This is a genomic window from Grimontia sp. NTOU-MAR1, assembly GCF_035758505.1.
GTDB lineage: Bacteria > Pseudomonadota > Gammaproteobacteria > Enterobacterales > Vibrionaceae > Enterovibrio > Enterovibrio marinus.
Window position 1 is genome coordinate 2,039,976 of sequence record NZ_CP142108.1, and the last position, 12,504, is coordinate 2,052,479.

The following is a 12,504-nucleotide window of genomic DNA, read 5'->3' on the forward strand; positions in this document are numbered from 1 at the left end:
CCGCCCGTCTAAACTTTGAGCAACACCATGAGCGACTTTATTTATAACCCGCCAACGGAGCCTTGGCTGAATGTTATCTATCAGGATGACGACATCATTGCCATCAACAAACCGAGTGGTCTTCTGACCAATCCCGGGCGAGACCCAGCGCATTACGACAGTGCATGGTCACGCATCAAGGCGGAATATCCTGACGCTGAACTGGTTCACCGACTCGATATGTCGACTTCTGGCTTAATTGTTTTTGCCAAACACAAAGAGGCAGAACGCCACCTGAAAGCCCAGTTTCGTGAACGTGTGACCCACAAGCTTTACTACGCACGCGTGTGGGGAAGTGTTGAACAGAATGAAGGTCGTGTCGACCTACCACTGATCTGCGACTGGCCAAACCGCCCTAAGCAAATGGTGTGTTTCGAAAACGGTAAGCCGTCAGTAACAGACTATGAAGTGATTAAGCGGGAGAAGAAAACCTCGCTGGTGCGCCTTCTGCCAATCACAGGCCGCTCCCACCAGCTTCGCGTGCATATGCTTGCGCTAGAACACCCGATTGTCGGTGACGAGTTTTATGCCCATCCGCAGGCACTAAAGTACTCACCACGCCTGCAACTTCATGCCGGAGAACTCTGTTTTCTGCATCCAGGTTCGGGGGAAACTATGCATTTGTCTGCGCCTTGTGATTTTTACAGCAGTGCGCCGGGTGACACGCTGGTACGACGAGGCATCAAAGCCGACCCTGAACTGTTGAAGTAATCAACAGTTCAGTTTTACACTGGCGGAAAAAGGAACTCCGCCATGGAAAAGATTGTCTTTCTGGATAGTGCCACCATCCCTTCCCATATCTGTATTCCCTCACCTTCTTTTTCTCATCAGTGGGAAAGCTTCGAAGAAACGTCTTCAGATGATGTACTGAACAGACTCAAAGATGCCACCATCGCCATTACTAACAAAGTCATCCTCAATGCTGAACTGTTGGCACAACTCCCTTCGCTAAAGCTGATTGCTATTGCCGCGACAGGCTATAACAACGTCGATACAGACTGGTGCAAAGCTAACAATCTCCCCGTATGCAATATCCGGGGGTATGCCACTCGTTCCGTGCCCGAACACGTAATTGCCCTCGCCTTTGCACTCAGGAGAAGTCTCAATGCCTACCACCGGGATATTGAACTTGGGGTGTGGAAGGAGAAGAACCAATTTTGCTTTTTCACCCATCCTATCGGGGACATTCAGGAAGCAACGCTTGGTATTATTGGCTCTGGCAGTTTGGGGCAAGCGGTGGAAACACTCGCTAAAGCCGTCGGCATGAACGTCATTCGCGTAGAGCGCAAAGACGTCACTTCCGCACGCGAGGGGTATGTCTCTTTTGAGGAGGCCCTGATGCAGGCAGATATCCTAACCTTGCATTGCCCACTGAGTGATGCCACCCGAAACCTGATTGGCGAAAAGGAATTCGCCAAAATGAAACCTACTTCGATTTTGATCAATACTGGTCGTGGCGGCTTAGTGGATGAAACAGCGCTGGTTGAGGCGCTGAAAAAAGGCGAGATTGCCGGTGCTGGGGTGGATGTGTTTACCGAAGAGCCCGCTACAAACAGCAATCCGTTACTGGCTCATTCAGGTTTGCCCAACCTAATCCTTACCCCTCATGTTGCCTGGGGCAGTGATTCCAGTCTTCAGACATTGGCAAATCAACTCACCGACAACCTGAATGCCTTTATCGAAGGTCATCCAAACAATCTCGTGTAAGGGCTTATTTAAAGCCCTTTTCTTTCTTAATCAAATCGTATGCAGCCTGAATTTCCTGCGCTTTCTGTTTCGCCATTTCCATCATCTCGGGCGGTAAGCCTTTTGCGGCTAGCTTGTCAGGATGATGCTCATTCATTAACTTTCTGTGAGCACGTTTAACAGCCTGTGCGTTGGCATCTTCATCAACACCCAAAATCTTATAAGCATCGGCGATATTGGGCCCGCCAAAGCCTTGTTGCCATTGTTGCTGGCCTTGATGCTGACCGCCCTGTTGCTGGTAAAACTGGTAAGCCGCTTCCTGCATCGCCAAGCGCTGTTCAAGTTGCGGGCGGGAAAAGCCTAGGGTGCTGGCAATGGTGTAAAGCATCTGAAGCTCGCTCGGGTGCATGGAACCATCGGCATACGCGGCCTGAATTTGTACCTCGAGGAAGAACTGGAGCAGGTCAAACCGGCCACCACAGTTGCGACGAACCGACGCTAATGTGTCTTCAAGCGGGAACGTGGCGTCTTTACCTTCACGGAATGCATCTTGCGCCTGTCTTCTGGCTTCACCATGCAGTCCCATTCGATCCATAAGGTTGGTCGCAAGACGGATTTCATTTTGTGTCACCTGCCCTTTGGCTTTGGCAACATGTCCCATCACTGCAAAAGTGGCATGAAAATAAGCCTGCTGACGCGCTTGCTGGTTTTGCCCTTGAAAGCCACCACCAAAGGAAATGTTTTGTCTCGCCTTATCGAACTTATGCCCCAAAAACAGACCTAACAATAACCCGAAAGGACCACCGAGCTGGAGGCCAAAGAATGCCCCCAACACTTTTCCCCAAACCGCCATCTTTATATCTCTATTTGATTAATTTATCTCGTTTAAGCCAGCAAGCAGGTGCCGTGAGGCATGATTTGCATTATCATATCCCCCATTTTTCAGCAAAAATTTACCAGGACGCAGCGCAAGAGTATACCAGTGCTGTATGCCAACAACAGGATTGAGTTTTAATGTCACTGACTGCCAGAAGTTTTTTATCCACGATGATTTGCCTTGCCCTTCATGGACAAGCCATGGCGGAAGAGAGCCAAGCCACTCAGGGCAGCAACGATCCTCTAGTGATTCAGACTGCAAAATGCCTTGCACCTGAATATCGCTGTAATCCTAGCAAAGGCAACACAGACGACATCAACAATTTACCAGTAAAAATCGTGGCGGACAGCGCAGAAGCCAAAGCCAACGAAAAAGCCATTTACCGTGGTGATGTGGTGGTGACACAGGGAAATCGCACAGTCAAAGCGGACACCGCGACCCTGCGACAACCAGAAAATATTGTCACGGCGGAAGGCAACGTTTACTTCCACGACGGTGAAATCGCTATTTCCGGTGAGTCTTTACAAACCAATTTGGATAACGAAGACACTACACTGAACGACGCACAGTACAAAATGATGTGTACACCCGGTCGTGGTAAAGCTAAACGCGTCTTTAAAAATGGGACGACGTTCTATGAGCTGGAAGATGGTACGTACACCACGTGCCCTGACGATGACAAAAGCTGGCGATTTAGCGCAGGCAAGCTGGAAAAAGAAGATGGCGATATCTTTGCTGATCTTTATCACGCCCGCTTCGAAGTGTTGGATACCCCCATTTTCTATCTACCTTACCTACGGGTGCCTGTGGAAGACGGCCGACTGACGGGGTTCCTATACCCTTCAATCAGTTGGAACGATACTGATGGTTTCGAGCTGGAGACGCCATTTTATTGGAATATCCATCCTCAGGCAGACATGCGTATTACGCCGAAATATATGTCTAACCGTGGTTTATTCATGACCATGGAGCCACGCTACCTCACCGAAATTGGAACCGGTAGTTTAGTATTGGAGTATATGGGTGGAGATAAACTCTACCCAGAATTTGATAAGAGCTGGGGATTTAACTGGACACATACTGGGATTCAAAACCATTGGCTGTATGATATTGATTACAGCAAAGTCAGTGATTACAGTTACTTCACCCGACATACCGATTCCCGAGTAGGTAGCCGCGAAGACAACACTCTGCTGCAAACCGGAGAAGTCTCCTATCGTGACCTGAACTGGGACTCAACGCTCAGCATTCGAAACTTCCAGCCATTGAGTCCTAACACATCGGTTTATCGCCTACTCCCGCAGCTTGCGATGAATTATTATCGTCCTGATGCAGGTTATGGGCTCGATTTCTATATGCCGGCACAAATTAGTAAATTTGCCACTGATAATACCAGTAAACCTAGCGCACTCCGTTTTAACATTGAACCGACCATTGTTCTGCCTTACAACCTGCCATGGCTCAGTGCTACTGCTGAAGGTAAGGTGTTTTATACCTACTATGACCAATCAAATATTGATGGTGTAACAGGTATCAATGGTGAAGAACTTGAGGAGACCGTCTCTCGGGTGATACCAATGGCACGACTTCACGCCGTCGTGACGCTGGAACGCAATGGTGCATTCTTCGATACCCCGTACACGCAAACTCTGGAACCACAGGTTCAATATCTGTACATCAAAGACGTCGACCAGAGCGGAATTTACAACCCAGTTAACTATTCAGGCGGTGGTTACGATACTGCGCGTCTGCAAACCGATTACTACGGACTGTTCCGAGCCAATCAATACAGCAGCGTAGATTACATCAACCCAGCCAACCAGTTTACGGTTGGTGCTGCCACCCGCTTCTTTGACGATGGCTACAAAGAGCGATTTAATGTGGCATTTGGTCAAATTTACTACCTCGACCGCTTTGGCAATCAGGAAGATACCTCTATCAATTATTCTGCTTGGGCGATTGAAAGTGAGCTGAACCTCAATGATTACCTCTTCGTTCGAGGTTCTCTCGAATACGATAGCAATCTGAGAGATGTACAGTTTGGTAATGCTACCGCCGAGTATCGTGACGGGGGATTCTTTGCGCAGACCAGCTATCGCTATGTCGCGAAAGATTACATTGCCAGCTCTGTTGGGTTCAGCAATTTGGATCAAATCACCGAAGATGGTATTTCGCAGGTAGGTCTGGTCACGGGCTTTCCTATCGCGGACGCCGTAAGTGTGCGTGGACAGTATTTCCACGACTTGACTCAGGATCTCATGTTGGAAAACCAGCTGGGTATTACGTACCGCTCTGATTGTTGGGTAATTGGCCTGAGTTACAACGAATATCTGTTGGCACGCAGCAATATCAATGATATTGCGCGATACGACAACAACATCAGCCTGTCATTCAGTCTACTTGGTCTCGGAGCGAACGCCGGCTTTGGCTACAGCACCGCTAGCGGCAACGCCTTGGGTTACCGCAATCCGTTTGGCCTTAAGAACTAATTTTGAGATTTTGGAAACGCAAATGAATAAATGGACGAAAGCTATACTGGCCACGGCAATCTCAGCCAGTTCATTAACGGTGTCGGCTTCCCCGGCAGAATTAGATCGCGTTATCACTGTCGTGAACGAAGGTGTGATCCTTTCAAGTGATGTCGAATCTCTAAAAAAGACAGTGGCTTTGAACGCAGATACAGCAAACCTGCCGCCAGAAGACGTGCTTGAGCAGCAAATTCTGGATCAGCTCATCATCGAAGAGCTGCAACTCCAAGAGGCAAAACGATTGGGTATTCGTATCGATGATACCCGTCTTGAGCAAGCTATTGACTCTATCGCCAAAGATAAAAATGTATCAGTCAATCAACTGCGTGAAGAACTGAAAGGAAACGGCATTACTTGGTCGTCTTATCGCGACCAAATCCGCCGCGAGATGACCATCAGCGAAGCACGTAATGCTCAGGTTCGCCGCCGCATTAACATTCTTCCTCAGGAAGTAGAGTCACTGGCATCCCAACTCAATGCACAAAACCTTGAGAACGTAGAGTACCGCCTAAGTCATATCCAACTTCGATTAGATGAAGACGCAGAGAAAGACGAGCGTAATGCTGTCGCTGCAAAGGCAAACAAGTTGGTTTCTGAGCTTGAAGCTGGCGGTAATTTCAAAGAATTAGCACTGGCAAACTCGAAAGGTCCGAAAGCACTTGATGGCGGAGACTGGGGCTGGATGCGTCTTCAGGAAATGCCAACCATCTTTGCTGACCAAATCAAAAATAACGGCAAGGGTGCCGTCATAGGCCCGTTCCGCAGCGGCGTAGGTTACCACATCCTGAACATTGCTGATGTGAAGGGCCTTCAGTCGGTTGCTGTTACTGAGGTAAAATCACGTCACATTCTAATAAAACCTTCTATTGTATTGAGTGATGAAGGTGCAAAGCGTCAGCTCAACAAAATGATTGCGCAAATCAACAAGGGCGAGAAAACCTTTGATGATCTGGCTAAACAATACAGTGCCGATCCTGGCTCAGCAGTGAAAGGTGGTGACCTTGGCTGGCAAACTTCAGAGCTTTATGTTCCTGAGTTCAAAGACAAAGTAGATACCCTCCCAGAAGGTCAAATCAGTGAGCCTTTTAAAACTGTTCATGGCTGGCACATTGTAGAAGTATTGGATCGCCGTCAGGCTGACCGCACCGATGCCGCAGTACAAAACCGTGCATACCGTATGCTGCTTAACCGTAAGTTCAATGAAGAAGCACAGGCTTGGCTACAGGAGCTTCGTGCTGGTGCTTACGTAGAACAGGTGGGTAACCTTGATGAAAACAGCTAACCCAAAACGCATTGCGATCACCCCCGGTGAACCTTCGGGTATCGGCCCAGATTTAGTCTTGGCGCTCGCGCATGATAATTGGCCGCACGAGTTGGTGATTTGCGCTAATAAGGCGATGCTGGGGGAGCGTGCCAAGCTACTTGGTATTGATGTCAGCTTTGAAGATTACGAACCGTCTGCAGCACCAAAAGCCCATCAACCTGGTGTATTGGTAGTTTGCGATGAGCCGCTTGAAGCTGCCGTAGTGGCAGGTGAGCTCAATGAAGCCAATGGCCACTATGTCCTGAATACACTCACCCGCGCTGCCGAAGGCAATATGCAGGGCGAGTTTGCCGCTGTCGTAACCGGCCCAGTACACAAAGGCGTGATTAACCGTGCAGGTGTTTCGTTCAGTGGCCATACTGAGTTCTTCCAGCACCATGCTAACGTACAACAAGTAGTGATGATGCTGGCAACAGAAGGCCTCCGCGTTGCCTTGGTGACCACCCACATTCCTTTGGCCTATGTATCAAAAGCGATTACCGAAGAGCGTCTTTTTCAGGTGATAGGTATTTTGAATGATGACCTCAAATCCAAGTTCGGTATTGCTGAGCCTAAGATTTATGTTTGTGGCCTGAACCCACATGCCGGAGAAGATGGCTGTCTGGGCCGCGAAGAAATCGACATCATAGAACCTGCGCTTGAGAAACTTCGCGAGCAAGGTATGAATCTGATTGGTCCTCTGCCTGCGGACACCCTATTTCAGGATAAGTACCTGAAAGATGCTGATGCCGTATTGGCGATGTATCACGATCAGGGACTGCCTGTGTTAAAATTCAAAGGATTTGGAAAGTCAGTCAACATTACGCTTGGCCTGCCTTTCATCCGAACTTCAGTGGATCATGGTACCGCATTGGATTTAGCAGGTACCGGAACGGCGGATACTGGAAGCCTGCGGACAGCGCTATCCCACGCCCTCGAGTTAGTAGATAAGAAAGCATGAGCGATAAAGTCCATCTAGGCCACCGCGCCCGTAAGCGTTTTGGCCAGAACTTCCTGAACGATCCGTACATCATTGACGGTATTGTTTCTGCCATTAACCCTCAGCCAGGCGAAAATCTGGTTGAAATCGGCCCAGGCCTCGGTGCTCTGACCGAGCCTGTTGCACGCGAAGTCGACAAACTGAGTGTGGTTGAACTTGACCGTGACCTGGCTGAGCGTCTTCGCCATCACCCAGATTTGGCAGACAAACTGACCATCTATGAAGGCGATGCAATGAAGTTCGACTTTACGCAACTGTCGTCTGAAGAGAACCCACTGCGCATTTTTGGCAATCTGCCGTACAACGTATCAACACCGCTGATGTTCCACTTGTTCAGCTTTGCGGGTAAAGTGAAAGACATGCACTTTATGTTGCAAAAAGAAGTGGTTAACCGTCTGGCTGCGGGTCCAAACAGTAAAGCCTATGGCCGTTTGACTGTAATGGCACAATACTACTGTAAGGTAGTGCCAGTGCTGGAAGTACCACCAACGGCGTTTAAGCCAGCGCCAAAAGTGGATTCAGCTGTTGTACGCCTTATTCCGCACAAAGAGCTGCCACACCCAACCACTAGCCTGAAATGGCTGGAACGTGTTTGCCGTGAAGGCTTTAACCAACGCCGTAAAACCGTGCGTAACTGTTTCAAATCACTGATTGATGCAGAGACAATGGAATCACTGGGTATCGACCCTTCGGCTCGCCCAGAGAGCCTCACGCTGGCACAGTTTGTTGCACTGGCAAATTGGATGGATGTTAACCATCAACAATAATTCAGGGAACACTTCAGGGATGATAATCAACAATTTTACGGTTCGCGTTTTGACTCACTATGTGGAAGAGCAATCCGAGCCGGATAAAAAGCGTTATGTGTTTTCCTACACGATTACCATTGAAAACAATGGTAATCGTCACGCACAACTCCTTCGCCGTAAATGGCTGGTCACCGATGCCAATGGAAAAAAATTGGTGATCGAGGGTGAAGGTGTTGTGGGTGAACAGCCCCTAATCGAAGCGGGCGACCAGTATACCTACACCAGTGGCACTGTGCTGGAAACGCCTGTGGGTGTCATGCAAGGATTTTACACCATGATCGATTTAGACGAAAAAGAGTTCGACATCGAAGTCTCGCCATTCCGTCTCGCACTTCCCAATATTCTCCACTAGGAATTTTTGTGGCTACTTACCTTGTCGGTGACATTCAAGGCTGTTTTGACGATCTCAACGCGCTGTTGAAAGAAGCTAGCTTCGATCCTTCCAACGATCACCTTTACATAGCTGGAGATCTAGTCGCCCGTGGCCCCGACTCCCTTGCAGTACTGAGGTTTGTAAAATCCCTTGAAAAGCATGGTCATACGGTTCTTGGGAATCATGATCTCCATCTTTTAGCGGTATCAGAGGGGATCATGAAACCGAAAGGTAAAGACAAAACTCTCGCGATACTGGAAGCTGACGATCGTGAAGAGTTACTCAATTGGCTTCGCCAGCAACCCTTGCTGATCCATGTTGATCAAGCCAATGCAGACAGCCCGGGCTTTGTAATGACCCATGCTGGTATCCCTCCTGTCTGGGATATTGAAACGGCTAAAACAAATGCACGGGAAGTGGAAAGCGTCCTGAAAAGTGATCGCTATGTCTGGCTACTTGAAAACATGTATGCCAATAAGCCTGCACTTTGGTCACCAAACTTAAAAGGCATTGAAAAGTATCGCTATGCCATCAATGCCCTGACACGCATGCGTTTTTGTGAGCTAGATGGAAGCTTGGATATGGCCTGCAAACTCCCTCCAGAGAAAGTGAAAGATGGACGTCTCATGCCTTGGTTTCAGATGCCAAATCGTCGCACGATTGACGAAACGCTGGTTTTTGGCCATTGGGCAGCGCTGGGCGGCGTATTAACTGACAATCTGTTAGGACTGGATACTGGCTGTGTGTGGGGTGGCTCACTCACCATGGTGAGATGGGAAGATGGGCAAAGGTTTTCGCGCCCCTGCCCAGTTCATGCCTGACCGCTTACGCCCGCTCTAACACCACAAACTCCATGTTGTAGCGGTTCTTTTCATCAGCCTGATAGGATTCGCGGTGTGTTTCTGACCATCCCTCCCCCCAATCAGGGAAGCAGGTATCACCGTCTATCTCAGCATCAATAAAGGTCAGACAAAGCTTATCCGCCATGGACATGCTCGCCTCGTAAATAGTACCACCACCAATGATCACCGCTTCTTCAACATCGCCTGCTAACACAATCGCTGCGTCAATGCTGGTAGTGCTCTCCACGCCTTCTGCTGACCAGTTTTCGTCTCGGCTGATCACTATATTACGTCGACCCGGCAGCGGGCGGCCAATCGACTCATACGTTTTCCGGCCCATGATGACTGGCTTGCCTAACGTGTTTTGTTTAAACCAGATAAAATCGGCAGGCAGATGCCAAGGCATGGCGTTGTCTTTTCCTATCACACGTCCCTTCGCCATTGCGGCAATCATACTGATCTTCATCTGCTCTTGATCCTTTATTTTCAAACGGCTGCGACATGCTACACCACAGGTTTTCCTCACGGAACCTTGATTTTATACCAATCGTAGTAAATATCTGCTCATCCTAGCTTGTTAAAATGCTCGATAACTGCGTTGAAAAATTTGATTGTAGAATAACTACTTATCGAAATTTTCCGCCTTGTTCTCGAGCATTTTTACTGCGCTATTTCTGATCACCTACCTACTGTGATTGGTATTATTAAGGCGAAAAAAAACCGCCTTTATCTAGGCGGCTTTTTATGTATTCCGGATTATGGACGGTAGATGATCTCTACGTCGTAATCGTCTTCGTTCCAATCATCCCAGTCATCGTCGTCGTCATCATCGGACTTAGACTGCTTCTTGATTTCCTGCTCGTGGTAGTCATCCCACTTGAATTCAACTTTAGCTTCTTCAGCTGCTTCTTCTGGCTCAATTGCCGTTGGCAGCGATTCGATGAATTCCATCAGATCGTAAGTCAGCTGTTGAGTGTTGCCTTTGTTGATGGCAGAAATCGCGTAGTAAGGTTCATCCCAACCTAATGCATCAAGAATACGCTCGATTTCCGCTTCCGCATCTTCTTCACTCATCAGGTCGATCTTGTTAAACAGGATCCAACGAGGCTTATCAGCCAGCTTCTCGCTGTAGCGTTGAAGCTCTTCAATGATAGTGAATGCATTATCGACAGGATCTGAACCATCAACAGGCATCAGATCAATCATATGCAGCAGCACACGACAGCGCTCTAAGTGTTTCAGGAATCGAATACCGAGGCCAGCACCTTCTGCAGCACCTTCAATCAGACCCGGGATGTCGGCAACAACAAAGCTCTTATTGTCAGCAACACGCACTACGCCCAGACTTGGCACCAGCGTGGTAAACGGATAGTCCGCCACTTTTGGCTTAGCCGCTGATACCGCGCGGATGAAGGTTGATTTACCTGCATTAGGCAGACCCAGCATACCCACGTCAGCCAGCAGAAGCAGCTCAAGACGCAGATGACGCAATTCACCCTTGGTGCCCATCGACTTTTGACGAGGTGCGCGGTTTACAGAAGATTTGAAGCGGGTGTTACCCAAGCCATGCCAGCCGCCCTTTGCCACCATGATTTTCATACCATGATGAGTCAGATCAGCAATCACTTCGCCGGTGTCTTCGTCAACGGCACGGGTACCCACAGGGACATTCAATATCAGATCGTCACCACGCTTACCGGTACAGTTACCACCACGGCCATTTTCACCACGGCCAGCAGCGTGGAAACGCTCAAAGCGGTAGTCAATAAGGGTATTCAGGTTTTCATCTGCCAGCAGGTAAACGTCACCGCCATCACCGCCATCACCGCCATCAGGACCACCTTTAGGCACATATTTCTCACGACGGAAACTGACTGTACCGTTACCGCCATCGCCGGCTTCAACGCGGATTACCGCTTCATCTACAAATTTCATTTTTCTTCTCCATACCCTGCACCACCTACCTTGAGGAAGGTATTACGTGTTCTTGGGTTAACATTGGCGATCGAGCAGCACCCTGTTGGAGCACTTCTGGCCGATGATCCTTATCCTTTAAGAAGATCTTAGGATCAAAAACCGGGTTGCGTTCAGTATTGCCACGCTATGTATGCCTACGGATGCATTCGTGACATCTGTGACATCTGCGTGACGCGATTCCTTTCAAGCCGCGAATGATACGCGGCATGCGTAAAATCGCTGCTGAGCCGCCTGAGCTTAGATTGCTGTTGTATAGCTAAATAACTTCACCCAAAGTCACTTAGCTATGCAACAAAAAGCCCCGCCGTAAGGCAGGGCTTCAAAATCAGTATCGAGAGCTATTAGTCAGCTTCGATGCTAACGAATTTACGGTTCTTAGGACCTTTAACCTCGAACTTCACTTTGCCGTCAGACAGAGCGAACAGAGTGTGGTCTTTTCCGCAACCTACGTTAGTGCCCGCGTGGAATTTAGTACCACGTTGACGAACGATGATGTTACCTGCCAGAACAGATTCACCGCCGAAGCGCTTAACACCAAGACGTTTGCTTTCTGAATCACGGCCGTTACGAGTAGAACCGCCAGCTTTTTTATGTGCCATTTATCTCTTCTCCTAGATTAAGCGCTGATGCCAGTAATTTTGACTTCAGTGAACCACTGACGGTGGCCCATTTGCTTACGAGAATGCTTACGACGACGGAACTTAACGATTTTCACTTTGTCGCCACGACCGTGAGTAACTACTTCAGCAGTTACTTTACCGCCTGCTACGAATGGTGCACCAACGGTGATTTCTTCGCCGTTAGCTACCAGCAGAACAGAATCAAACTCAACAGTTGAGCCAGTTTCAATGTCTAGCTTTTCCAAGCGAATAGTTTGGCCTTCGCTTACACGGTGTTGTTTACCACCACTTTGGAAAACTGCGTACATGGTTTTCTCCGCATTTCCGCACAGCCTTCTGCGTTTAAAAATTGTACAGTGAGGGGTGCGCATTTAATTCATCAATAGGGCGCGAATTCTACGGTAAGATTCGCCCTCTGGCAAGGGGGAAGTGAAAGAAAATTGGTGAAAA

Annotated in this window: 13 protein-coding genes; 8 read left to right on the plus strand and 5 right to left on the minus strand. The window is 48.7% G+C overall.

What is annotated here, in order from left to right:
* Positions 1 to 27 precede the first annotated feature (27 nt).
* Complete coding sequence (gene rluA / locus VP504_RS09210) at positions 28 to 750, plus strand: bifunctional tRNA pseudouridine(32) synthase/23S rRNA pseudouridine(746) synthase RluA (RefSeq protein ID WP_325890927.1); 723 nt, start codon at positions 28 to 30, stop codon at positions 748 to 750.
* Between the two features lie 42 nt (positions 751 to 792).
* A complete protein-coding gene (locus VP504_RS09215; protein ID WP_325890928.1) occupies positions 793 to 1,746 on the plus strand; it encodes a D-2-hydroxyacid dehydrogenase in 954 nt (317 codons plus the stop codon).
* Between the two features lie 4 nt (positions 1,747 to 1,750).
* Here VP504_RS09215 and djlA read toward each other — a convergent pair whose 3' ends face one another.
* Positions 1,751 to 2,578, minus strand: a complete 828-nt coding sequence (djlA, locus tag VP504_RS09220; RefSeq protein ID WP_325890929.1) for a co-chaperone DjlA — start codon at positions 2,576 to 2,578, stop codon at positions 1,751 to 1,753.
* A gap of 161 nt (positions 2,579 to 2,739) precedes the next feature.
* On the opposite strand from djlA, the gene lptD reads away from it, so the two are divergent.
* The 6 genes from lptD to VP504_RS09250 are packed head-to-tail and all read left to right on the plus strand — an operon-like array spanning position 2,740 to position 9,436.
* Complete coding sequence (lptD, locus tag VP504_RS09225) at positions 2,740 to 5,091, plus strand: LPS assembly protein LptD (protein ID WP_325890930.1); 2,352 nt, start codon at positions 2,740 to 2,742, stop codon at positions 5,089 to 5,091.
* Positions 5,092 to 5,113: 22 nt separating this feature from the next.
* A complete protein-coding gene (gene surA / locus VP504_RS09230) occupies positions 5,114 to 6,412 on the plus strand; it encodes a peptidylprolyl isomerase SurA (RefSeq protein WP_325890931.1) in 1,299 nt (432 codons plus the stop codon).
* Positions 6,399 to 7,394: a 4-hydroxythreonine-4-phosphate dehydrogenase PdxA gene (gene pdxA, locus VP504_RS09235; protein ID WP_325890932.1), complete on the plus strand. Its 996-nt coding sequence runs from the start codon at positions 6,399 to 6,401 to the stop codon at positions 7,392 to 7,394. The genes surA and pdxA overlap by 14 nt, the downstream gene beginning before the upstream one ends.
* On the plus strand, positions 7,391 to 8,200 hold the full coding sequence (gene rsmA, locus VP504_RS09240) for a 16S rRNA (adenine(1518)-N(6)/adenine(1519)-N(6))-dimethyltransferase RsmA (protein WP_062710549.1): 810 nt from the start codon (positions 7,391 to 7,393) through the stop codon (positions 8,198 to 8,200). The genes pdxA and rsmA overlap by 4 nt, the downstream gene beginning before the upstream one ends.
* 19 nt (positions 8,201 to 8,219) lie before the next feature.
* Complete coding sequence (apaG, locus tag VP504_RS09245) at positions 8,220 to 8,594, plus strand: Co2+/Mg2+ efflux protein ApaG (RefSeq protein WP_062710554.1); 375 nt, start codon at positions 8,220 to 8,222, stop codon at positions 8,592 to 8,594.
* A gap of 8 nt (positions 8,595 to 8,602) precedes the next feature.
* Positions 8,603 to 9,436 carry a symmetrical bis(5'-nucleosyl)-tetraphosphatase gene (locus VP504_RS09250; RefSeq protein WP_325890933.1) on the plus strand — a complete coding sequence of 278 codons (834 nt, stop codon included), beginning with the start codon at positions 8,603 to 8,605 and terminating at the stop codon, positions 9,434 to 9,436.
* 4 nt (positions 9,437 to 9,440) lie between these two features.
* Here VP504_RS09250 and folA read toward each other — a convergent pair whose 3' ends face one another.
* The 4 genes from folA to rplU form a co-directional block, all read right to left on the minus strand.
* On the minus strand, positions 9,441 to 9,923 hold the full coding sequence (folA, locus tag VP504_RS09255; protein WP_325890934.1) for a type 3 dihydrofolate reductase: 483 nt from the start codon (positions 9,921 to 9,923) through the stop codon (positions 9,441 to 9,443).
* A gap of 290 nt (positions 9,924 to 10,213) precedes the next feature.
* Positions 10,214 to 11,392 carry an Obg family GTPase CgtA gene (gene cgtA, locus VP504_RS09260; RefSeq protein ID WP_002536475.1) on the minus strand — a complete coding sequence of 393 codons (1,179 nt, stop codon included), beginning with the start codon at positions 11,390 to 11,392 and terminating at the stop codon, positions 10,214 to 10,216.
* A gap of 383 nt (positions 11,393 to 11,775) precedes the next feature.
* Positions 11,776 to 12,033: a 50S ribosomal protein L27 gene (gene rpmA / locus VP504_RS09265; protein ID WP_325890935.1), complete on the minus strand. Its 258-nt coding sequence runs from the start codon at positions 12,031 to 12,033 to the stop codon at positions 11,776 to 11,778.
* A gap of 17 nt (positions 12,034 to 12,050) precedes the next feature.
* The gene (gene rplU, locus VP504_RS09270) at positions 12,051 to 12,362 is read right to left on the minus strand and encodes a 50S ribosomal protein L21 (RefSeq protein WP_002536481.1); all 312 of its coding nucleotides are present in this window, start codon (positions 12,360 to 12,362) and stop codon (positions 12,051 to 12,053) included.
* Positions 12,363 to 12,504 lie beyond the last annotated feature (142 nt).